Below are 22,273 nucleotides of genomic sequence, written 5' to 3'. Positions count from 1 at the left end.
GCGTCAGACCTTTTCTTGAGTGTATTTCCTAAGCTCCGCACGCGCGACCTGACGGCGATGAACCGCGTCCGGCCCATCCGCGAGGCGCAATGTGCGGACATGGGTCCAGGCATTGGCCAGCGGGGTATCCTGACTGATCCCCTGCGCCCCGAACATCTGTACCGCTTCGTCAATCACTTTCAGCGCGACCCGAGGCGCGATCACCTTGATCTGGCTGATCCACGGCGCCGCCGCCCGCGCGTCACCCTGATCCATGTACCACGCTGCCTTAAGGCACAGCAGACGGGCCATTTCGATCTCCATCCGGCATTCCGCGATGATGTCGTAGTTAGCCCCAAGCTGCGCCAGCTTCTTGCCGAACGCCTCGCGCTGCAGCGACCGTTTGCACATCTGCTCAAGTGCGCTTTCGGCCTGCCCGATGGCGCGCATGCAGTGGTGAATGCGGCCCGGTCCCAACCGGCCTTGCGCGATTTCGAACCCACGACCTTCACCCAGCAAGATGTTTTCCGCGGGGACGCGAACATTGGTGAACCGGATGTGCATATGTCCGTGGGGTGCATCGTCGTGGCCATAGACCTCCATGGGCCGCAGGATCTCGATCCCCGGTGCATCAGCTGGCACCACAACCATGGACTGGCGCTGATGCTTCGGCTGATCCTCGCCCCCTGTTTTGACCATCACGATGTAAACCTTACAGCGTGGATCGCCCGCACCCGAGGACCACCATTTCTCACCGTTCAGAACATAGTCATCCCCGTCCCGCACACAGGACATCGACACATTTGTGGCGTCGGATGAGGCCACGTCCGGCTCGGTCATCAAATAGGCTGAGCGAATCTGACCTTCGAGCAGAGGCGTCAGCCACTGCTCTTTCATCTTCTCGGTGCCGTAACGCTCAAACACCTCCATGTTTCCGGTATCGGGGGCCGAGCAGTTGAATACCTCGGCCCCAAGAGGCGTCTTGCCCATCTCTTCAGCGAAATAGGCGTATTCAACCGTTGTCAGACCAAAGCCCTTTTCGCTGTCGGTCAGCCAAAAATTCCAAAGCCCGGCCGCTTTGGCCTTGGCTTTCAACCCCTCAAGAATTTCCGCCTGACGGTCGGTATACTGCCAACGGTCACCCTTGCCGATTTCGGCCTGATATTCCTCTTCCAGCGGCATGATCTCGTTGCGGATCATATCTGCGACGCGCTGCAAAAGGGCGCGGTTTTCCTCGCGCAGACCGAATGACATGTTCATGAACGCTCCTCCGTTGCCCATCGGTTCGGGCTTTACCTTCGCTTGAAGAATGGCTTAGCTGCCCGGACCCTGTCCAGTTCCGTGACGGAACGTCACCTCCATCTATTTCCAATACATGAGGCACCCATGGCACTTTTGATCGAAACCGGCCTGTCCAACTGGATCAGCGATGCGGATTTGGCCAAAGAGGTCCTGCACCAGTCGCCCGACGCTGATGTCCGCACCCCAGACACGATCGGGAATCCAACTGAAATCACCATGGTGGCGGTCAGCACGCTGCAGGATGCGCATATTGAGCGCCTGCCCAACCTCAAACTGGTGCAGAAACTGGGCGCTGGCGTGGAAACCATCGTAGGCAACCCCAAATTGCCCGATCATATCCGCGTCGCACGCCTGAGGCCGGACGCTCCGGCACAAGAAATCGCCGAGTGGTTTCTGGCCCATATCCTGCGCGCCCAACGCCATTTAGGAGACTACGAAGCCGCTCAGCGCCGGTCCGAATGGTCGCCCAAAGCGCCGCGCATCACGTCAGACACAAAGGTCGGTGTACTGGGGCTTGGCACGATCGGCACGCGCGCGGCCCTCATGCTAAATGGCCTTGGCTTTCAGGTCATGGGATGGAGCCGGTCACCCAAGCAAATTGACGGCGTGACCTGTCTGCACGGTCAGGACGCGCTTCCCGAGCTACTAGGTCAGTGTGACTACGTCTGCGCCATCTTACCCTCGACCCCGCAAACCGTTGGACTGTTTGGTGCCGACATATTGGCGGCGATGAAGCCCGCCAGCCATCTGCTAAACGCTGGGCGCGGCGATCTGATCGACGAGACCGCATTGATCGCTGCATTGGACGCGGGCACGCCCGGCCATGCCGTTCTGGATGTCACCTCTCAGGAGCCTTTACCGCAGGACAGTCCTCTTTGGCAGCATCCCGGCGTGACGATCACGCCGCATGTATCGGGCTGGCATCTGGGGGACGCTCTTGCAGATGTGGCCAGGAATTTCGAACGGCTATCCTCGGACCAGCCGCTGCTACACGAGATCGACCGAGGCAGAGGCTATTGAAGCGAATCAGGGCGTCAGCAACCAGTTCCCACTGGCGTCCTTGCACCGGCGCGTTCGAATCTGTCGGTTCTGCTCATCTCCGCCCGGTTCAACGGAATGCTGCAACGAGACACAGTTCCCCTGTACCGCAGCGATACGCACGGTGCCTTTCGAACCGGTCGCGTCATTGGTCCATGCACGCTCTTGCCCAACGGACGGAGCGCCGCTGGTCAACAAAGCGGTCGAGGCCGCGCTCAGCACTTCGAAATCCTGCGGGCTGAGGCCCATTTCCGCAATAATTCGTGACAGAGGTTTGGCCTGAACCGCCCCAACCGTCAGAACTACAGCTGCCAAAACCAAAGAAATCCGGGCTTTCATCTGTGCCTCACATGACTGAAATCAATTTGTCCTCAAGGATATACCCCAGCGCGGGCCGGGCCAAGCCCCGAGCGGTTGCACCTTCAGAAAATCAAAATTGAGCGCCTGAAACGCGCAAAGGTTCTGCGAATTTGACCCGAAAGGGTTCACAGCAGCACCTAAATCTGGTGAAATCAGGGAAATTCTCATTTGAATGTAGGAGTTTGCATTATGACCCTGCGCCTGCCCCTTCTGGCTCTGGCCGCGGTTGCCACTTTGACCGTCGCGCCAAGCGCCCCTGCCATCGCCAAGGAAGAGACCAAGTCCGTCGTGGTCCTCAGCCGCACATGGGCGGTGACCCAAGTCGCTGAAGAGCCGGTGATCTATCGCGCCACGCGGGACAACAACAACCTCAACCCTTTCGGCCCGCCACCGCGCCTGCGCACCCTGCAGGCCATTGCTGCAATTCAGCAGGCCACCGGCTGCAGACCCATCGTGGCCAGCATGTATCAGAACATCTCAGGTCAGTTTTTCTCGCAGGTCAGCTGCAACTGAAATTGGTACAATACTTTCATTGAGGTCGCCTTAGACGCCTGCCATAGCTTGCGCATGAAACTCGCGATCAATGGATTCGGCCGAATTGGCCGCACGATCCTGCGGCAGGTTCTGGCCATGCCGCAAGGATCGGATATCGAGCTGGTGCTGATCAACGACATCGCACCGCTGGCAACCTGCGCTTACCTGTTCAAATACGACAGCACCTTCGGCCCCTATGCCGGAGAGGTTTCTGAGGGAAACAGCGCACTGGTCGTGGATGGGCAGTCCATCCCCATGACCCACAGCTCTGATCTTGCAAATATCGACCTGTCGGGCGTCGATGTCCTGCTGGATTGCACCGGTATCGCGCGGACATCCGACGTGGCACAGCGTGGATTGGCCGCTGGGGCGGGCAAAGTACTGATCTCCGGCCCCTCTCCAGCCGCCGAGGTGACCGTGGTCCTTGGCGCCAATGAGGATCAACTGGGCAGCGCGCATGTCGTCTCGAACGCGTCCTGCACCACCAACGGGCTGGCGCCTCTGGTCCGGGTTCTGGATGGCATCGGCGGGATCTCCACAGGTCACATGACGACCATCCATTGCTACACAAACAGCCAACCGATGGTGGATGCCCCACGCGGCGATCTTGCCCGCTCGCGCGCAGGTGCGCTGTCGATGGTCCCAACCACTTCAAGCGCGATCCACTTGATCGATGTCGTACTACCGCATTTGGCCGGACGCATCTCAGGCGCGGCGGTACGGGTGCCGACGGCCAGTGTTTCGGCCATCGATCTGATTGTCACACTGGACCGCAACCTTGACGCAGAGACCTTCGACAAAGCTCTGCGCGATCAGGTCAGCGCGTCGCCGGTTCTAGGATGGACCGACATGCCACTTGTCTCCTCTGATCTGCGCGCCCGTCCCGAGTCGCTGGTCATCGCTGGACCAGAGACCCGCATGGTCGGCGCGAACCAGGTCCGCGTCTTTGGCTGGTACGACAATGAATGGGGCTTCTCCGCGCGTATGCTGGACGTCGCCCGCCTGATGACCGCCGCCTGACCCATCGCAACCGCAGCGCGCCCCGCGCGCTGCCTGGCCCAACCGGGTTGGGTGCATCTACGATGCGACCAAACCGGGCGGGAGCCGCCCCAAGCCGTCGACCCCGACGCAACACAACTGTGGACCTTATTCACTAGCCACACATCAAAAGCCTTTTCCTGAACGGCCTCAAATGCTCTAACATGAATTTAATCGACCGCGATCCGACAGCGCGGTCGAATAGTATTCGAGTTGAGGCAGTTGGAGCCATTTAATGCAGGGCAGCAGACCGCAACGCCGTCTGACGGGTTGGCTTTTGGCCGCAATGACAGCTTTGGCCCCAACCGGCCTTATGGCCCTTGAAACCAGTCTCGTCGCTCCAGGGGCCTCAAAAGAGTTAAGAGAACGCATCGAGGAAACCTCGTCCGTCACGACCGCTGACTCCCGTGGTCTGGACACACCTCTGGAAATCCTCTCAGCCGCCCTGTCCGACTACCGCACCATTGTTCAGATTCTGTACGACGAAGGTTATTTCAGCCCTGTGGTCAGCATCAAACTCGACGGCAAGGAGGCGGCAGACCTCAGCACCCTTAGCGTTCCCGCACAAATTAACCGCGCCGTGATCGCCGTCGAAACTGGCCCAAGCTTCCGGTTCGGCAAAGCCATCGTACAGCCCGTCGCCCCGGACACCGTCCTGCCGGAAGAGTTCGCGCCGGGCAAACTGGCTACTACGGGGGCGATCCAACAAGCAACCTCTGCCGGGGTGCAGGGGTGGAGAGACGCTGGTCACGCAAAGGCCCAACTTGCGAACCAAACCATCATCGCCCGCCATGCACAGGCCCAACTGGACGCACAGATTGATCTGGATCCGGGGCGTCGCCTGACCTTTGGCAGAATGTTCATCAAGGGCGACACTGACGTCAAACACCGTTCAATCGAAGATATCGCGGGCTTCCCAAGTGGCGAGGTCTACTCTCCGGCCAAAATCCAGAAAGTCGGCACGCGCCTGCGCCGGACCGGTACCTTCAGCGTTGTCTCGATCACAGAGCGCGAGACCCCCAACCCCGATGGAACGCTGGATTTCGATGCCACCTTCGAAGACCTGCCCAAACGCCGCCTGACCTTCGGGGTGGAACTGGCCTCACGCGATGGGTTGGATGTGACGGCCACATGGACCCACCGCAACGTTTTTCGCCGGGCCGAGCGGCTACGATTTGAAGCCGCACTGCGCAATATCGGCGGGGCCGAGGACTTGGACGGGCGGATCGGTCTAAGGCTGGACCAACCTGACCGACTAGGACCCGACGACAACACGTTCTGGAACGCTCTGCTGGAACGACGCAACACGGAAAACTACAACGTCACCGTCGCCTCACTGGCCTATGGTGCGCGGCGCACGTTTTCAGACAGGCTCTATGCCGAAGCGTCTGTCGGTTTTCAGTGGTCCGATGCCGATGACGCCTACGGAGATGGGCGAAAATTCCGATACTTCATAATCCCCTTTCGGTCAGAATGGGACGAGCGCGATAGCAAGATCAGCGCGACACGCGGGTTTTATCTGGACGCGCAGGCCACTCCCTTCGCCGGGTTCTCCGGAACCGAAAGTGGCATTCGCCTCTTCGGAGACGGACGGGCATACACCAGCCTAGGCACTGGCGGAAAACTGGTACTGGCCGGGCGCGTTCAAATCGGGTCTGTCATTGGCCCATCAGCAGATGGGGTAACGCCGGACTTCCTGTTCTTCTCGGGCGGTGCGGGAACTGTTCGCGGGCAACCGTTTGAAAGCCTCGGTATTCCGGTAGGCACCGGCATCGCAGGTGGCAAATCGTTTCTGGGCTTTTCCGGCGAGGTACGCGGCAAAATCACCGAAAGCCTGTCGCTGGTCGGGTTCTACGACTACGGTACCGTGGATACATCTTCGTTCATCGGCAGCGATGCCGAAAATCACGCCGGTGCCGGTCTGGGTGTGCGCTATGATCTGGGCGGATTCGGACCACTACGCTTTGATCTGGCCTACCCGGTTCAGGGCGATACAGGCAACGGGCTGCAATTCTATATCGGGATTGGACAGGCATTTTGAAACGCTACCTCGCATATCTGCTGCTGATCGGCACGCTGATCTGTGTGCCCCCAACCCTGCACGCCCAAGAGGACGAAGGCGGCAGCATGATCGAGCGGTTCTTGCAGGACACGCTGTCAGGTGATGATCAGAACGTCACCGTCAAAGGCCTGCAAGGCGCGCTGAGTTCCCGCGCCACCATTGCCGAGATCACAGTGGCCGATGATGAAGGTGTCTGGCTGACCATCAAGGATGCCGAGCTTGACTGGAACCGCCTGGCACTGATCCGGGGGCGCTTCTCGGTCAACGCGTTGACCGCACAGGAAATCGACATCGCCCGTGCCCCTGGCACCACAACCAAGGAGGCTCCGGCCCCTTCGGCTGAGACCACACCGTTCCAACTGCCTGAACTGCCCGTCGCGATTGAAATCGGAGAGCTTCGGATTGATGAGCTGGCCTTGGGCGAGCCTTTGATCGGCGTTGCCGCTGACCTGAACGTCACCGGCAACTTGTCGCTGGCCGATGGAACATTGGATACCAGCCTTGATATCACCCGCCTTGACCGCGCCGGAGACGAAATCAGCCTCAAAGCCGGCTTCCAGAACGCCAGTAGCCAGATTGACCTGGACCTGAGCGTTGTCGAAGCCTCCGGCGGCCTCATCTCAACCGCGCTGAAAATCCCCGACAGCCCTCCCATTGGTTTGACGGCCAAAGGCTCTGGCCCAGTTACAGACTTCACCGCAGATATCAGTCTGAGCAGTGACAACCAGCCGCGTGTGTCGGGTCAGGTGCGTCTGCGTGCCGCCGAAAGCGGTGCAGCGGATGGGATCGCGTTCACCGCCGATCTGGGCGGTGACCTGACGCCCTTTGTCGCCAGCGATATGGATGTGTTCTTTGGCTCCGACACGCGCCTCTTTGTCGATGGCCAGACCCAGCCGGAAGGCGCGCTGAACATCAGTGATCTGGAATTTACGTCTCAGGCGCTGAAACTGGAAGGCCAGTTAGAGCTAGCCTCGGGCGGCACCTTGCAACTGGCCGCTCTGCAGGGCCGCATCACCCCACCTGAGGGCGACAAGGTGGTCCTGCCCGTCTCGGGCGGAGGGACGTCGATCGAAGCCGCGCAAATCTCGGCCCTGTTCGACCAGAAGAACGGCAATCTGTGGGACCTGAGCCTGACAGCCAATGGGTTGACCACAGACCAGATCAGCCTGCGGCGCGCGCAAATTGCGGCTCAGGGGAGCTTGGAACAGGGGGATGCCCTCAGCGTGGATGGTGACCTGCAAGCCGCGCTTGACGGCTTAGATCTGTCCGACCCCGCCCTGAACACCGCGATAGGCGACAGAATCACGCTGGACGGCGTGTTCGAATATGGCAGCGACCAAACGCTGAACCTATCCGGGTTTGAGTTGATCGGGGCGGACTACACACTTGATCTCGACGCGCTGATCAGCGGGCTGACCAGCGGCCTGAACATCGACGGTTCGGCGAAGCTTGACGCCTCCGACCTTTCGCGGTTCTCGGATCTGGCCAAGCTTGACCTCGGCGGAGAGGTCTCGGCCACCGTCGAAGGCAGCGGGTCGCCACTAGAGCGCAGTTTTGACGGGAAAGTCACCGTCAAAGGCAGCGATCTTTCCACGGGTCGAGACGACATCGATCCGGTGATCACGGGCGAGACCACGATCACGCTGGATGCAAAACGCGGCTCGGACGGTGTGACAATCCGGGACTTCACATTGATCGCAGATGCCGCCCGGGCTCAGGCTGCAGGAACCGTGACCACGCCCGATGGGAACCTGTCCATTGACGGGCAAGCTACGGTCAGCGCCCGAGATTTGTCGGTTTTCTCAGGCCTCGCCAAGCGTGATCTGGGCGGTTCGGTACAGGCCAGTCTGGACGGCAAGGGCACAGTCCAAACGCTGGAGTTTGACGGCACGGCCAGTGTGACCGCGCGGGATATTAAGACCGGGATGGATGATCTGGATCCGCTTCTGGCCGGGCAGACCTCAATCGAATTCGACGGAGCCTTGTCGCAAGAGCAGATCGAGATTCGTCAGGCCACGATCAACGGGCGCGCTCTGACGGCTGAAGTCGCTGCGACGATCACCGACCCCACTAGCGATCTGGCCGTCGACGGGCAGGCCAAGGCGAACGTGCCCGACCTATCGCTGTTCTCAGGCCTTGCAGGGCGTGATCTGGCCGGGTCTGTGAAGGCCGATATGCAGGGCAAAGGCGCTATGGGCAGCAAGCTGTTCGATGTGCAGGGCACGGTCGAGGCCAATGACATCCGCACTGGGATCGACCAGTTGGACGCGCTGGTTTCGGGTCGCACGACTCTGAACGTGGATGCCGAAAACACTGACGCCGGTATGAACATCCGCACGTTCCGGCTAAACGGGACGGCGCTGACGGCAAATGCCTCGGGCCAGCTTGATCGCGAAGCAGGCGGGCTGAACTTTTCGGCGATGCTGGATGACCTCAGCCGCCTTTCCACTACGTTGTCCGGTCCTTTGAAACTGGATGGCAATGTCGCGCCTACTCAGTCGGGGCTCGAAGGCACCGCGCGCCTGCAAGGGCCTGACAGCTCGTATGTAAACGTTGTCGGAACGGTTGAGACGGATGGCTCGGCAGATCTGGACTACGAGGCCAAGTTCAACCGGATCGAACGCTTTGTACCCGACTTCCCCGGCACAGTGACGGCCGAAGGTACTGCGAAACGCGACAATGGTGTCTGGACGATCTCGTCAAACGCGACAGGCCCCGCGGATCTCAGCACCGAGCTGTCCGGAACGTTCGATGAGGGTACGGGTCTGGCAGATGTAACTGCCCAAGGTGGGATCAATCTGGGTATCGCCAATGCATTCATCACGCCCAACAAGATCGAAGGCTCAGCCCGTTACAATCTGGCGCTCAAGGGCCAACCCGGGCTGGAGGCTCTGTCGGGGACGATCACAACCTCGGGCACGTCCTTTGCGATCCCGACTGCAGGTCAAACTATCACAGGGATTGGCGGGTCGGTCGATCTGACCCAAGGCCGTGCCACGATATCGATGAACGGGGCCATGCGTGCTGGAGGAGGATTCACTGTCAGCGGACCCGTCGACCTGACCCCGCCATTCAATGCTCAGATCACAACGACGTTGAACAACCTCGTGCTGACCGACCAGTTGCTCTACGAGACCACGCTGAACGGTCAAATCGTGCTGGCGGGCGCTCTGACAGGCAATAGCAGCCTCGCGGGGCAGATCACATTTGGCGAAACCAACATCAACCTCGCCGCTGCATCGGGCGCCGTCGGCGCAGCTCCGATCCCCGAAATACAGCATATCAACGAAAGCCGCCTGGGCTATGTCACTCGCGAACGGGCGCAACTGATCCCCAAGGAAGAGCAAAGCAAAAGCAACTCGCGCATTGCGCTGGATATTAGCCTGTTGGCCCCAAAAGCCGTCTTTGTAAGGGGGCGCGGCGTGAATGCGGAACTGGGCGGGAACATCTCAATCGGCGGCACAACGACATCGGTTGTCCCTTCGGGTCAGATCGAACTGCTGCGCGGCAACCTGGACATTCTGGGGCGCAGGCTAACCCTGACCAAAGGGATCGTCACGCTGCAAGGGGACCTGACGCCCTATATCGAGTTCGAATCATCGAGCAGCACATCAGACGGAACCGCCACGATCGAGATCGCCGGACCTCTGGATTCACCCGAAGTCAATGTTTTCTCAGACCCCGAACGCCCGACCGAAGAGGCGCTGGCCATGCTGTTGTTTGGCAACCGGTTCTCGGAACTCTCACCTTTTGTCATCGCACAGATGGCGGCTTCTCTGGCACAACTTAGCGGGGCCGGCGGCGATGCGACCAAGGGCCTGCGGGACTCGACCGGTGTTGACACGGTGGATATCGGTGCGACCGAAGGCGGCGCGGGCCGCTTTGGCGCAGGAGCATATCTTGGGGACAATCTTTACACGGATTTCACCGTCAACACAGACGGCGATACCGAGGTAAACCTGAATCTGGACGTTACGGACAGCTTCACTGTCCGGGGCACCGTTGACGGGCGCGGAGAAACCGGGATCGGGCTGTTTTTCGAGCGCGACTACTAACCAGACTACTTTCGGCGAATACCAATCGGTTGGCCGATTTGTGGTGCCGCGGGAAGCGCCTTGTGATCGGAGACCATCCGCGCCAGCCGCCTGACCGCCCAATCCGGATAAGGCGCAGACCGCCCCGTCTCGTGGCTGACATTCATGAACAGCACCTCTTGCGTGGCACACACCTTTTCATCCGGCATAGAGACCATCTGCCCGAAATAATGCCCTCGTTTCTGATCTGCATCCAGCAGCCGAAACCGAAAGTGGATCGTCATGTCCGAAGTGACCTCACGCAGGAACTGCATATGCGACTGCAGCACATAAGGCCCCTGCCCCATCGCGGCGACCTGCGGCTCACCGAGACCCAGATGATCGACCAGCAAACGTTCAAAGGCCATGTCGAATGCAACGCCATAGTAGCCCACATTCATATGCCCGTTGTAGTCGATCCAGTCCGGATGCAAGGCAAAGCCGTGGATTTCGATCGGTGCATCATACGGGCCATCATGGCCGCCAAGGGGTTGTGTATCTTGCGACATGTTTGTGATTTTCACTCCTCGGGGTCCTCAAAGATCGCGACGGCGCGGATGAACCCGGCTGACGCGCCTTTGATCTTGAAGGGAAAACAAGAAATCTCAAACCCCGTCGCTGGCAGGGTTTCGAGATTGGTTAGCTTCTCCATGTGGCAATAGCCGATCTCCATCGAGGCGCGGTGCCCCTCCCAGATGATCGAGGCATCTTTGGTTTCAGCATATTCCTGTGCGGTCAACGGGAAGGGCGCGTCCCAACTCCAGGCATCCGTGCCTGTGACGCGCACGCCGCGTTCTGTCAGATAAAGGGTTGCTTCGCGCCCCATACCGCAGCCCTTCATCAGATAGTCGGGCTGGCCATATTGCGTCCCGGCAGAGGTGTTGACGACCACGATATCCAACGGTTTCAGCGTATGGCCGATCCGTTTCAGCTCGGCCTCGACATCCGCTGCTGTGACCACGTAACCATCCTCGAAATCGCGAAAATCTAGTTTAACGCCGGGATTCATGCACCACTCCAGCGGCACCTCATCGATGGTGATCGCCCGCTCACCTTTGTCCATTGTGGAATGATGATGATAGGGCGCGTCTAGATGGGTCCCGTTATGGGTCGCGATTTGCAATCGCTCGATAGCCCAACCCTCTCCGCCAGGTAGGTCATCCTTTTGCAGGCCGGGAAAGAACGACATGACCTGCTCTGCAGTCTGGTCATGGGTCATGTACTCGATCTCAGGCAGCATGATCGGCGGGTCCGACACGATCCCGGTTTCCAGCGGAACGGACAAATCGACGAAACGGCGGGGCATCGGCAACTCCATCATGAATGACGGTGACAGGGTTGGCCGCGTGTAAGCCGCTGTCAAGACGCGAAAAAGGCGACCCAATGGGCCGCCTTTTCCGAGCGTCTGGAATGGAGTTTACTCTGCCGCGATGGCGTCTTCGATCTTTTCGACCCGGATTGCCGAGAACTTGAACTCGGGGATTTTGCCATAGGGGTCGATGGCCGAGTTGGTCAGGATATTCGCCGCTGCCTCGACATAGGCGAACGGGATGAACACCATATCTTCGGCAATCGCACGGTCGGCACGAACCATGATCTCGATGGAGCCACGACGCGTGGTCAAGCGGATCATCTCGCCCGGTTCAATCCCCATCAGTTTCAGCGTCCGCGGGTTCATTGAGCAGTTTGCCTCAGGCTCAACCGCGTCCAACACCTTGGCGCGACGAGTCATCGACCCAGTGTGCCAATGCTCCAGCTGACGACCGGTGGTGGCGATCATCGGGTATTCGTTATCCGGGGCCTCATCCGGCGGGATGACGCTGGCCGGAGTGAACCGGGCCTTGCCGTCCGCACGTGGGAAGCCGTCACCGAACACGATCGCCTGACCCGGGTCTGTCTCGGACAGGGACGGATAGGTGATGGTCTCGGTCTCCAGACGCTCCCACGTGATGTTGTTGAGCGAGTTCATCGTCAACTTCATCTCGTTGAACACCTGCGACACATCGGTGTAGTCCCAGTTCAGCCCGATACGTTGCCCAAGCTCGACGGTGATCTTCCAATCCTCCCGCGCCTCGCCCGGAGGGGTCACAGCCGGACGCACACGCTGCACCTGACGGTTGGTGTTTGACACAGTGCCGTTCTTCTCATAGAGCGCCGAGGCAGGCAGGATGATATCGGCATAGTTGGCCGTTTCGGTCAGGAAGATATCCTGCACGATCATCAACTCCAGCTTGGCCAGAGCGTCGCGCGCGTGACCAACATCGGGGTCGGACATGGCCGGGTTTTCACCCTGGATATACATCCCCTTGATGTTGCCCGCATAGGCTTGATCAATGATCTCGGTGACGGTCAGGCCCTTCTCGTTCGAGAAGTCACGCTCGTCATTCCATACACTGTTGAACTTGGCGCGAATGTCATCATCCATGACCGACTGGTAATCCGGCAGGAACATCGGGATCAGACCGGCGTCTGAGGCCCCCTGCACGTTGTTCTGACCCCGCAGAGGGTGCAGACCAGCACCGGGTTTGCCGACATTGCCGGTCATCAGCGCAAGGCTGATCAGGCAGCGAGAGTTGTCGGTGCCGTGGATGTGCTGGCTAACGCCCATACCCCAGAAGATCAGACCGGCCTTGGCCTGTGCAAAAGTGCGCGCGACGCGGCGCAGCTGCTCGGGTTCGATGCCACAGATGGGCGACATCGCCTCGGGCGTGAACTGGCGCAGATGCTCTTTCTCGGCTTCCCAGTTCTCTGTCCAGCGGTGGATGTACTGGCTGTCATAGAGCTCTTCCTCGACGATCACGTTCATGATCGCGTTGAGCATCGAGACATCGGCCCCCGGACGGAATTGCAGCATTTCTTCAGCAAACTTGCGCATGCCGACGCCGCGCGGGTCCATCACGATCAGCTTGCCGCCGCGTTTGGCGAACTGCTTGAAATAGGTCGCCGCAACGGGGTGGTTCTCGATCGGGTTCGAGCCGATGATGATCGCCACGTCCGCGTTTTCGATCTCGTTGAAGGTCGCGGTCACCGCGCCCGAGCCGACGTTCTCGATCAGGGCCGCAACGGACGAGGCGTGGCACAGACGGGTACAGTGATCGACGTTGTTGTGGCGGAACCCCTGACGGATGAACTTCTGGAACAGGTACGCTTCTTCGTTGGTGCATTTGGCCGAGCCAAAGCCTGCAACGCTGCGCGGGTCTTCTTCACGCAGGGCCATCAGCTTGGTGGCGGCCAGATCCATCGCCTCTTCCCAGGTCGCTTCGCGGAAATGGGTCGACAGGTTGCCCGGATCGACGTTCAGACCCTTTTCGGGCGCGTCCTCACGACGGATCAACGGCGTGGTCAGGCGGTGCGGGTGGTGGATATAGTCGAAACCAAAACGGCCTTTGACACACAAACGGCCTTCGTTGGCGGGACCGTTGATGCCCTCGACATATTTGACCTTACCGTCCTTGACCTTCAGCGAGACCTTGCAGCCCACGCCGCAGAACGGGCAGACGCTTTCGGTTTCAGAGTCGTAGTCCTTGCTGTCACCCTTCTGCTGGTCGTCCAGCACGGTGGCGGGCATCAGCGCACCGGTGGGGCAAGCCTGAACGCACTCGCCACAGGCCACACAGGTCGAGTCGCCCATTGGGTCGTTCTGGTCGAACACAACTTGCGCAGTGTGGCCACGACCGGCCATGCCGATCACATCATTCACCTGCACTTCACGGCAAGCACGGACGCAGAGGTTACAGTTGATACAGGCGTCCAGATTGACGCGCATCGCAACGTGGCTGTCATCCAGCAGAGGAATCTTTTCAGCCTCTTTCGCCGGGAAACGGCTGTCGCTGACATCGTTCAGCTTTGCCATGTCCCAGAAATGGCTTGAAGTGTCGTGCGCCTCTTCGGGTTGGTCAGCAACCAGCAGTTCCATGACCATGGCGCGCGATTTCTCAGCCCGGTCGCTGTCGGTCTTGACGACCATACCGTCTGCGGCAGGGCGGATGCACGAGGCGACGAGCGTGCGCTCGCCTTCCACCTCGACCATACAGGCGCGGCAGTTGCCGTCCGGGCGATAACCCGGCTGCGGCTTGTGGCACAGGTGCGGGATGGTGAACCCCTGGCCCTTGGCGGCTTCCCAGATGGTCCAGCCCTCGGGCACGGTGACATCTTCGCCGTTCAGGTTGAAGGTGACGGTCTTGGTTGGGCTTGCGTCTAGCATGGCTCTGTCTCCCCTCAGATTTCGTCAGCGAAATGTTTCATGACAAGGCGGATCGGGTTCGGGGCCGCCTGCCCCAGACCGCAGATCGAGGCGTCGCCCATGACCTGGCATAGATCTTCCAGCAAATCGGTGTCCCACTTGTCGGCTTGCATCAGTTTCACCGCCTTTTCGCAGCCAGCACGACAGGGCGTACACTGGCCGCAGCTTTCGTCTTCGAAGAAGCGCAGCATGTTCAACGCCGCATCGCGGGCGGTGTCCTGATCGGACAGAACCACCACGGCGGCCGAGCCGATAAAGGTGCCATGCGGTTGCAGCGTGTCGAAATCCAGCGGGATATCATCCATCGACGCGGGCAGCAGGCCCGAGGACGGACCGCCCGGCTGGTACGCCTTGAATGTCTGACCTTCGGCCATACCACCAGCAGCTTCGATCACGTCCAGAATGGTCGAGCCGGCGGGCAGCAGGTACACACCCGGCTTCGCCACACGACCCGAGATCGAGTAGCTGCGCAGTCCCTTGCGGCCATTCTTTTCAACCGAGCTCAGGATTTGCGGCCCTTCGCGGCAGATTTTCGAGACCCAATACAGCGTCTCAACGTTGTGAACCAAGGTTGGGCGGTTAAAGACCCCAACCTGCGCCACGAACGGAGGACGGTGGCGCGGCAGGCCCTTCTTGCCTTCGATTGACTCGATCATCGCGGATTCTTCGCCGCAGATATAGGCACCAGCACCCCGGCGCAGGTCGATGTAACCTTCTTCGACAATCCCTGCCTGCTCCAACGCGACGATTTCACGGCGCAGGATTTCCAGCACGGCTGGGTATTCGTCACGCATGTAGATAAAGCAGGTCTCGGCCTCGACCGCCCATGCGGCGATCAGCATGCCTTCCAGGAAGACATGCGGCGTGCGCTCAAGATAGTAGCGATCTTTGAATGTGCCGGGCTCGCCCTCATCGCCGTTCACGGCCAGATAGCGCTGGCCTTCATTCATGCGAACAAAGCCCCATTTCTTGCCCGACGGGAAGCCCGCACCGCCCAGGCCACGCAGGCCCGAGGATAGGACGTCTTCCTGCACCTTTTCCCAATCGCCACCGGCGCGCAGCTCTTTCAGCTTGTCATAACCGCCTTCGGCCTCATAGGCCGCGAAGGTTTCGTAGTCAGGCAGATGCGCATGGGTGTCACCCGCTGCAATTGCAGCCTGCACCTTTTCGGGGGTCGCGTGGTCGATATGGTTGTGACCGATCTCAAGCACCGGAGCGGTGTCACAGCGTCCCATGCACGGCGCGCGGACAACGCGGACCTCAGCCGGATCCAAGCCATCTTCCAGCGCCTTCTGCAGCTGCTGGGCACCGGCCATCTCGCAGGACAGGGAATCGCAGACACGGATCGTCAACACCGGAGGAGGCGTCTCGCCTTCTTTCACCACATCGAAATGGGCATAGAAGGTCGCAGTTTCATAGATCTCGGCCTGACCGATGCGCATCTCGACCGCCAAGGCGGCGATGTGGTCGGCGCTGATATGGCCGTGCGCATCCTGAATCAAATGTAGAAATTCGATCAGCAGATCGCGGCGACGGGGGCGATCCCCTAGCAGGCGCGCAATCTCCGCCTGTGCCTCATCTGTAAACTGACGGCCTTTGGGCGTGTGCCGCCCTTTGCCTTTACCTGACTTCCAAACGCCCTTGGGTGCGCCTGATGGCTTGGTATCTAATGGTGCCATGATGCCCTCCGATTAAGGCTCCGTGTCTCATCAGAGGAGGATATCGTCAAATCGTCTTATGCAATCGCACGATAACGACACCTTATCACCGCAAAGACGTCACAACCGCGCGCAGGGCCTCGACCGTTGGCAATTCCGGATCCCGGGTCAGGGTTGCCAGACAGATCGGTTTGCTGACCACCGGGTCGATCAACGGCAACACTTTGGTCCCCTTCAAATCCCCCAGAGATCGCAGCAGAACACGCGGAACCACAGTGGCCGCCAGCCCCTCGCGCGCCATCACCATCGAGGCGGTAAAGCCGCTGGTTTCGGCCACCACATCCGGGTGCAGCCCCTGATCCAGAAAGATCCGATCCAGAATACGCCGGTTCTGCATCTGCGGAACCAGCAGGCTGAGGGGGAAATCAGCGACCTTGGCCCAAGGGATCGGGCCGGTGTCCTCGACCATACGCTCAGGGGCCAGTAGGACATAGGTTTCCTCGTAAAGAGGCTGCACCTGCCGCAAATCGGTGCCGATACTGTCGCCGTAAGTCACGCCCGCATCCAGGCTGCCTTCGTCCAGCCGATGCTGAATGGCCGAGGCCGACATGGTCTCGATCCGGGTTACGATCCGCGGATGCGCTTTACGCAAATGTTTCGTCAGTCGTCCGGTAAAGGCGATGGCGGTCGGGATCACACCCAGCATCAACGTTCCGGTGATCTCACCCTTTGCGGCCTGCACCTGCTGCTCCAGCGCCTTGGCATCATCCAGAATGCGCCGCGCGCGCAGGACGATCATCTCACCCTCTTCGGTCAGACCCTGAAACCGGTTGGCACGCCGGACAATCGAGACACCCAGCCGGTCTTCAAGATTGCGGATGCGCATCGAGAAGGCGGGCTGAGAAATCCCGCATTCCTCAGCCGCTTTGGCAAAATGTCGATGCCGTGCGAGGGCGCTGAGGAGTTGGAGGTCTCGGATTTCGATCATTTGGGGACTTCTCGGTTGGCGGATCAAAATCCATACTAACGAGGTTTTCTCTGCGTAGAAATGTGTTGACTGACCGGAACTACGAAGTCATGCGAACACTCTGCATGCTGTCGCAGAAAGTAATCGGCGACAGAATGTTACGCAGCATCAAAGTCGTGGTTAATGCTAAAACGACCGTTAGTGAACGTCGTTTTGGTGCACAGGAACTTTTTTCAAGTCTATCGCCAATGACCTGACCCATTTGCACTCCAGGCCGTCACGAATGGCGATGATCCGATCTTCAACGTGGCTTGCTTCCCAAACAGCAACACATTCCAATCCAAGACACTCGCTTAGAGATGCCGGTCGCTCCCACCCCTGCTCTGCAAAATCAGAATGCCAAAGTGAAAGGGCCCCAGAAATTTCATCCTGTTTGAAGCGAAGGTCCTCCCTGATGACATCACTTCGAGGTTCAACCCGTCCAATCTTCGGCCAAAAACCTCGGCTAATCACGTCGCGATAGATAAAAGACTTGAACAGCAACGGTCGTTCAATCAATTCTTCGATTTTGGGTCGTTCTGAAAAGCAACCTTCGAAAACCGCAACGAAATACTCTTCCCCCAACTGCCCATACGCCCAACAGCTACTACCTAAGGGTATCTCGACCAGCGCTCCGACTTGCCAGCGTTGTCGTTTTGACGGTTGGCCTCTTTGTGCCTGAATTGTATCGTTTGCGCCCATGCGCCGTGCATCTCACGTCAAGCACCTGCTCTCAATCCCAAAACGAGACATCCAGTAGCCTTATATGGAGCGTACGAAGCATCAGGCCTACGCTGTCGCTGTTCAAGTATTAAACAAGAAATGCATCACATCGCCGTCCTTGACTATGTAGCCTTTGCCCTCAGCCCGCATCTTACCTGCTTCTTTAGCACCTTGCTCGCCATTGGCGGCGATGTAGTCGTCATAGGCGATGGTCTCAGCGCGAATAAAGCCTTTCTCGAAGTCCCCATGGATGACGCCTGCGGCCTGAGGCGCGGCGGTGCCAGTGCGGATGGTCCAGGCGCGAGCCTCCTTCGGGCCGACGGTGAAATAGGTTTCCAGCTTGAGCAGGTCGTAACCGGCGCGGATCAAACGGTCGAGACCGGGTTCTTCCAGACCCATTTCGCTTAGGAACATCTCAGCCTCGTCCTCTTCCAGCAGGCTGATCTCTTCTTCGATCTTGGCGCTGATGATGACGTGCGCGTTCCCCTGCGCGGCGGCCATTTGGGCGACCTTGGCGGAGTACTCGTTGCCCTCGGCCGCTTCTTCCTCGGACACGTTGCAGACGTAGAGCACAGGCTTTGTTGTCAGAAGCTGTAGCATCTTCCACGCTTTGGCGTCTTCGTCCGAGACCTCAAAAAGACGCGCGGGCTTGCCGTTTTCAAGCATCTCCTGCGCCTCAGACAGCAGGCGGTCCTGCTGCAGCGCCTCTTTATCATTGCCTTTCAACTTTCGCACCAGATTGGCGCGGCGCTTTTCGATGCTTTCCAGATCGGCCAGCATCAGCTCGGTCTCGATTGTGTCGGCATCGGCAACTGGGTCGACGCGACCATCCACATGGGTCACATCCCCGTCTTCGAAACAGCGCAGCACATGGGCGATAGCGTCGGTCTCACGGATATTGGCCAGAAACTGGTTGCCCAGCCCTTCACCTTTCGAGGCCCCCTTCACCAGACCAGCGATATCCACAAAGGTCATCCGCGTCGGGATGATTTGTTTTGAGGCAGCGATCGCCGCCAACTTGTCCAACCTGTCATCAGGAACGGCCACGTCGCCCACATTGGGTTCGATGGTGCAGAACGGGAAATTCGCGGCCTGGGCGGCTGCGGTTTTGGTCAGCGCGTTGAAGAGGGTCGACTTGCCCACATTCGGCAAACCCACGATTCCCATTTTAAAGCCCATGACGGTCTCCTGATGCTTTTCGCGGCTGCTTCTAGGCGGGTCAGCGTGAATGCGCAAGCCAATGTGGCCGGAGAGCGCCCTTCACCCTCACGCTGGATTCACGGATTTGTTCCCCTGTTGTGTTCGCGGGCGCATTGAAAAGAGGCCATTGGAATAAGCACGTGAAAAGGAACATCGAAGACCAAACGGAAATGTTCCTATGAAGAAACTCCTCGCTTTTTCGGCTGTTCTGGCCATCAGCGCCGGCATGGCGCATGCCCAGTCCATTATTCTAGGGGCTGGTTTCGCAGATTTCTCGGACAGCGACTCGGACGATCATGCGCTTATCGCTCTGGAATACCAGCACCGTCCGTTTCATCAGGCCACCCGGTTCAGCGTTGGGTGGGGCGCAGCCCTTTCGATCGACGAAGCGGGCGATACCCATATCGGCGCGGGTCTGGTTGGCCTCTATTCTCTAAACGACCGCTGGTTTCTGGAAGGCAGCGTTTTGCCAGGCTACTTTTCCGAAGCCGACGAGCTGAACGATCTGGGTGGCAGCTTTCAGATCCGCAGTCTTCTTGGGGTGGGTTACACACTGGACAATGGCAACAAGGTGTCGCTGGCGATCACCCACAAATCCAACGCCAGCACGCAAGAGGATAATCCGGGCGTCAACGCCCTGCTTTTCCGCTATCACTTCGCGTTCTGAGGCTTTGCAGCTCAGGCGGGATTGATTTTCGGCAAAACTTTCTGCACATCAGGTCCGAACCTGACTGCAAGGACATGCCATGACCCGTATCGACGCCAAGTTTGCCGCTCTGAAAGCCGAGGGGAAAAAGGCCTTTGTCGCCTATGTGATGGCAGGCGACCCAGACTATGAGAGTTCGCTTGAGGTCGTCAAAGGGCTGCCCGGCGCGGGGGTGGATGTGATCGAGCTTGGCCTGCCCTTTACCGACCCGATGGCGGATGGGCCGACGATCCAACTTGCAGGTCAGCGTGCCTTGGATGGCGGCATGACCCTGCAACGCACGCTGGATCTGGCGCGCGCGTTTCGGGAAACCGATGACACGACCCCGATTGTTCTGATGGGCTACTACAATCCGATCTACAACCGTGGCGTCGATGCGTTTCTGGAAGAGGCCAAAGCTGCGGGCATCGACGGCTTAATCGTCGTCGACCTGCCGCCCGAAGAAGACGAGGAGCTTTGCCTGCCCGCCCAAGCCGCGGGTCTGAACTTCATCCGCCTCGCGACGCCAACCACCGACGACAAACGCTTGCCCCGCGTGCTGCAGAACACCTCGGGCTTTGTTTACTACGTCTCGATCACCGGAATCACAGGAGCGGCGGAGGCGCAGGCCACCAATGTCGGCCCCGAGGTCGCCCGGATCAAATCCGCCACCGAGCTTCCGGTCATTGTTGGCTTTGGCATCAACACACCCGAGAAATCGCAGGCCATCGCCTCAGTCGCGGATGGGGCGGTTGTTGGGTCGGCCATCGTCAGCCAGATCGGCGCGGGCAAGCCAGTGGCCGAGGTTCTGGATTTCGTGAAGTCCCTCGCGGATGGTGCCCATTCTGCGTAAGCCTCGACGATCAGGTTGCTTTTGAGACGCGGCTGACCTGGAACAGCCGCGTTTTTTGATTGCGCGATAGCGTTGCGAAACTGCCCTCTGGCCGGTTACACAGTTCGGGTCAACTCAAGGAAGGTTCCCGAACATGCCCGTGATTACGACGATTGAAGACCTGCGCCGGATCTACGAACGCCGTGTGCCGCGCATGTTCTACGACTATGCGGAAAGCGGCAGTTGGACCGAGCAGACCTTTCGCGAAAACAGCTCGGATTTCGAGAAAATCCGCCTGCGCCAAAGGGTGGCAGTGGATATGGCAGGCCGGTCGACCGCATCGCAGATGATTGGTGAGGACGTGACGCTTCCGGTCGCACTTGCCCCTGTCGGGCTGACCGGCATGCAACACGCGGACGGGGAAATGAAGGCAGCCAAAGCTGCCGAGGAATTCGGCGTGCCCTTCACTCTTTCCACAATGTCGATCAACTCGATCGAAGATGTGGCGGAATACACCACCAAGCCGTTCTGGTTCCAGCTCTACACCATGAAGGATGAAGACTATGTCAGCCGCCTGATCCAGCGGGCCAAGGATGCCAAGTGCTCCGCACTGGTGATTACGCTGGATTTGCAGATTCTTGGTCAACGCCACAAAGACCTGAAGAACGGCCTTTCTGCCCCACCGAAACTCACACCTAAAACCATCGCCAACCTGATGACGAAATGGTCGTGGGGGATCGAGATGCTGCGAGCCAAGCGGCGCGAGTTTGGCAACATCGTCGGTCATGTCGAAGGTATCTCCGACGCCTCATCCTTAGGCGCGTGGACGGCTGAGCAATTCGATCCCAGCCTCGACTGGACAAAGGTCGAAAAGCTGATGGAGCAATGGGGCGGCAAAGTGATCCTGAAAGGCATACTCGACGCCGAAGATGCCAAGATGGCGGCCAAACTCGGCGCGGACGCTATCATTGTGTCGAATCACGGCGGCCGGCAACTGGACGGTGCGCTGAGTTCGATCCGCATGCTGCCCGAGATCATGGACGCTGTCGGCGGAGATGTCGAAGTGCATCTGGACAGCGGCATCCGCTCGGGTCAGGACGTCCTAAAGGCTTTGGCACTGGGGGCAAAGGGCACATATATTGGCCGCGCTTTCGTCTACGGGCTAGGCGCAATGGGTCAATCTGGCGTGACGACCGCCTTGGACGTCATTCAGAAGGAGCTTGATACCACGATGGCCCTGTGCGGCGAGCGCAATGTCGCAGATCTGGGCCGCCACAACCTGCTTGTGCCCGAAGATTTCGGCGGGCGCTGGCAAAGCTGAGCCGGCACAGGGGGCGCTGCCCTCGCCGCGCCTGAAGGGGCGACTCCCCCGAGGTATTGTTGAACAGAAGAAGCAACGGGCGCTTCGCATCTTCTTCTGTTTGAAAATACCTCGGAGCGCGAGGCAGAGCCTCGCAAATTACTGCTTTCCAAACCGTAAGAAACAAGCTAAGGACGCGGCTTCACGCGGGCATACAGCCTTGGAGGATGCCCGCCCTAA

The 22,273-nt window shown here is 59.3% G+C and carries 17 protein-coding genes; 8 read left to right on the top strand and 9 right to left on the bottom strand.

The window, feature by feature from the left end:
• Positions 1-3: 3 nt before the first annotated feature.
• Entirely contained in the window at positions 4-1,239 is a 1,236-nt protein-coding gene (locus tag ACR0I8_RS11880) for an acyl-CoA dehydrogenase family protein (RefSeq protein WP_170691099.1), read from the bottom strand.
• 126 nt (positions 1,240-1,365) lie between these two features.
• Between ACR0I8_RS11880 and ACR0I8_RS11875 the strand changes: the two genes are divergently transcribed.
• Entirely contained in the window at positions 1,366-2,301 is a 936-nt protein-coding gene (locus ACR0I8_RS11875) for a 2-hydroxyacid dehydrogenase (RefSeq protein WP_170691097.1), read from the top strand.
• A 6-nt stretch (positions 2,302-2,307) separates the two neighbouring features.
• On the opposite strand, the gene ACR0I8_RS11870 is transcribed toward ACR0I8_RS11875, so the two are convergent.
• Entirely contained in the window at positions 2,308-2,658 is a 351-nt protein-coding gene (locus ACR0I8_RS11870) for a hypothetical protein (protein WP_170377750.1), read from the bottom strand.
• 210 nt (positions 2,659-2,868) lie between these two features.
• Between ACR0I8_RS11870 and ACR0I8_RS11865 the strand changes: the two genes are divergently transcribed.
• The 4 genes from ACR0I8_RS11865 (at position 2,869) to ACR0I8_RS11850 (ending at position 10,368) form a co-directional block, all read left to right on the top strand.
• Entirely contained in the window at positions 2,869-3,192 is a 324-nt protein-coding gene (locus ACR0I8_RS11865) for a hypothetical protein (protein ID WP_170472050.1), read from the top strand.
• Between the two features lie 54 nt (positions 3,193-3,246).
• On the top strand, positions 3,247-4,233 hold the full coding sequence (locus tag ACR0I8_RS11860; RefSeq protein ID WP_170691096.1) for a glyceraldehyde 3-phosphate dehydrogenase NAD-binding domain-containing protein: 987 nt from the start codon (positions 3,247-3,249) through the stop codon (positions 4,231-4,233).
• A 253-nt stretch (positions 4,234-4,486) separates the two neighbouring features.
• Positions 4,487-6,292 carry a BamA/TamA family outer membrane protein gene (locus ACR0I8_RS11855; protein ID WP_170691095.1) on the top strand — a complete coding sequence of 602 codons (1,806 nt, stop codon included), beginning with the start codon at positions 4,487-4,489 and terminating at the stop codon, positions 6,290-6,292.
• A complete protein-coding gene (locus tag ACR0I8_RS11850; protein ID WP_480703197.1) occupies positions 6,289-10,368 on the top strand; it encodes a translocation/assembly module TamB domain-containing protein in 4,080 nt (1,359 codons plus the stop codon). The genes ACR0I8_RS11855 and ACR0I8_RS11850 overlap by 4 nt, the downstream gene beginning before the upstream one ends.
• 5 nt (positions 10,369-10,373) lie before the next feature.
• On the opposite strand, the gene ACR0I8_RS11845 is transcribed toward ACR0I8_RS11850, so the two are convergent.
• From ACR0I8_RS11845 to ychF, 7 genes are all read right to left on the bottom strand, one after another.
• The gene (locus tag ACR0I8_RS11845) at positions 10,374-10,895 is read right to left on the bottom strand and encodes a thioesterase family protein (protein ID WP_170691093.1); all 522 of its coding nucleotides are present in this window, start codon (positions 10,893-10,895) and stop codon (positions 10,374-10,376) included.
• Positions 10,896-10,906: 11 nt separating this feature from the next.
• On the bottom strand, positions 10,907-11,692 hold the full coding sequence (locus ACR0I8_RS11840) for a cyclase family protein (protein ID WP_170691092.1): 786 nt from the start codon (positions 11,690-11,692) through the stop codon (positions 10,907-10,909).
• Positions 11,693-11,803: 111 nt separating this feature from the next.
• On the bottom strand, positions 11,804-14,590 hold the full coding sequence (fdhF, locus tag ACR0I8_RS11835) for a formate dehydrogenase subunit alpha (RefSeq protein WP_170691090.1): 2,787 nt from the start codon (positions 14,588-14,590) through the stop codon (positions 11,804-11,806).
• Between the two features lie 14 nt (positions 14,591-14,604).
• Complete coding sequence (locus ACR0I8_RS11830) at positions 14,605-16,308, bottom strand: NAD(P)H-dependent oxidoreductase subunit E (RefSeq protein ID WP_170691088.1); 1,704 nt, start codon at positions 16,306-16,308, stop codon at positions 14,605-14,607.
• An 85-nt stretch (positions 16,309-16,393) separates the two neighbouring features.
• Complete coding sequence (locus ACR0I8_RS11825) at positions 16,394-17,275, bottom strand: LysR family transcriptional regulator (protein WP_170691086.1); 882 nt, start codon at positions 17,273-17,275, stop codon at positions 16,394-16,396.
• Between the two features lie 177 nt (positions 17,276-17,452).
• Positions 17,453-17,995, bottom strand: coding sequence for an Imm26 family immunity protein (locus tag ACR0I8_RS11820; RefSeq protein WP_170691085.1), 543 nt, complete (start codon positions 17,993-17,995; stop codon positions 17,453-17,455).
• A gap of 102 nt (positions 17,996-18,097) precedes the next feature.
• The gene (gene ychF / locus ACR0I8_RS11815) at positions 18,098-19,195 is read right to left on the bottom strand and encodes a redox-regulated ATPase YchF (protein WP_170691083.1); all 1,098 of its coding nucleotides are present in this window, start codon (positions 19,193-19,195) and stop codon (positions 18,098-18,100) included.
• A gap of 199 nt (positions 19,196-19,394) precedes the next feature.
• On the opposite strand from ychF, the gene ACR0I8_RS11810 reads away from it, so the two are divergent.
• The 3 genes from ACR0I8_RS11810 (at position 19,395) to ACR0I8_RS11800 (ending at position 22,054) form a co-directional block, all read left to right on the top strand.
• Positions 19,395-19,883, top strand: a complete 489-nt coding sequence (locus ACR0I8_RS11810; protein WP_170691081.1) for an acyloxyacyl hydrolase — start codon at positions 19,395-19,397, stop codon at positions 19,881-19,883.
• Positions 19,884-19,962: 79 nt separating this feature from the next.
• Positions 19,963-20,754: a tryptophan synthase subunit alpha gene (trpA, locus tag ACR0I8_RS11805; RefSeq protein WP_170691080.1), complete on the top strand. Its 792-nt coding sequence runs from the start codon at positions 19,963-19,965 to the stop codon at positions 20,752-20,754.
• Between the two features lie 133 nt (positions 20,755-20,887).
• Positions 20,888-22,054 carry an alpha-hydroxy acid oxidase gene (locus tag ACR0I8_RS11800; RefSeq protein WP_170377726.1) on the top strand — a complete coding sequence of 389 codons (1,167 nt, stop codon included), beginning with the start codon at positions 20,888-20,890 and terminating at the stop codon, positions 22,052-22,054.
• Positions 22,055-22,273: the final 219 nt, after the last annotated feature.

The organism is Ruegeria sp. BG9, assembly GCF_056538305.1.
This window is presented reverse-complemented; position numbering and strand designations above follow the sequence as displayed.

What these genes read in the sequence shown, in the direction of transcription:
- ACR0I8_RS11880 (WP_170691099.1), bottom strand. Translation starts at nt 1,239, where the DNA reads ATGAACATGTCATTCGGTCTGCGCGAGGAAAACCGCGCCCTTTTGCAG.
- ACR0I8_RS11875 (WP_170691097.1), top strand. Translation starts at nt 1,366, where the DNA reads ATGGCACTTTTGATCGAAACCGGCCTGTCCAACTGGATCAGCGATGCG.
- ACR0I8_RS11870 (WP_170377750.1), bottom strand. Translation starts at nt 2,658, where the DNA reads ATGAAAGCCCGGATTTCTTTGGTTTTGGCAGCTGTAGTTCTGACGGTT.
- ACR0I8_RS11865 (WP_170472050.1), top strand. Translation starts at nt 2,869, where the DNA reads ATGACCCTGCGCCTGCCCCTTCTGGCTCTGGCCGCGGTTGCCACTTTG.
- ACR0I8_RS11860 (WP_170691096.1), top strand. Translation starts at nt 3,247, where the DNA reads ATGAAACTCGCGATCAATGGATTCGGCCGAATTGGCCGCACGATCCTG.
- ACR0I8_RS11855 (WP_170691095.1), top strand. Translation starts at nt 4,487, where the DNA reads ATGCAGGGCAGCAGACCGCAACGCCGTCTGACGGGTTGGCTTTTGGCC.
- ACR0I8_RS11845 (WP_170691093.1), bottom strand. Translation starts at nt 10,895, where the DNA reads ATGTCGCAAGATACACAACCCCTTGGCGGCCATGATGGCCCGTATGAT.
- ACR0I8_RS11840 (WP_170691092.1), bottom strand. Translation starts at nt 11,692, where the DNA reads ATGCCCCGCCGTTTCGTCGATTTGTCCGTTCCGCTGGAAACCGGGATC.
- fdhF (WP_170691090.1), bottom strand. Translation starts at nt 14,590, where the DNA reads ATGCTAGACGCAAGCCCAACCAAGACCGTCACCTTCAACCTGAACGGC.
- ACR0I8_RS11830 (WP_170691088.1), bottom strand. Translation starts at nt 16,308, where the DNA reads ATGGCACCATTAGATACCAAGCCATCAGGCGCACCCAAGGGCGTTTGG.
- ACR0I8_RS11825 (WP_170691086.1), bottom strand. Translation starts at nt 17,275, where the DNA reads ATGATCGAAATCCGAGACCTCCAACTCCTCAGCGCCCTCGCACGGCAT.
- ACR0I8_RS11820 (WP_170691085.1), bottom strand. Translation starts at nt 17,995, where the DNA reads ATGGGCGCAAACGATACAATTCAGGCACAAAGAGGCCAACCGTCAAAA.
- ychF (WP_170691083.1), bottom strand. Translation starts at nt 19,195, where the DNA reads ATGGGCTTTAAAATGGGAATCGTGGGTTTGCCGAATGTGGGCAAGTCG.
- ACR0I8_RS11810 (WP_170691081.1), top strand. Translation starts at nt 19,395, where the DNA reads ATGAAGAAACTCCTCGCTTTTTCGGCTGTTCTGGCCATCAGCGCCGGC.
- trpA (WP_170691080.1), top strand. Translation starts at nt 19,963, where the DNA reads ATGACCCGTATCGACGCCAAGTTTGCCGCTCTGAAAGCCGAGGGGAAA.
- ACR0I8_RS11800 (WP_170377726.1), top strand. Translation starts at nt 20,888, where the DNA reads ATGCCCGTGATTACGACGATTGAAGACCTGCGCCGGATCTACGAACGC.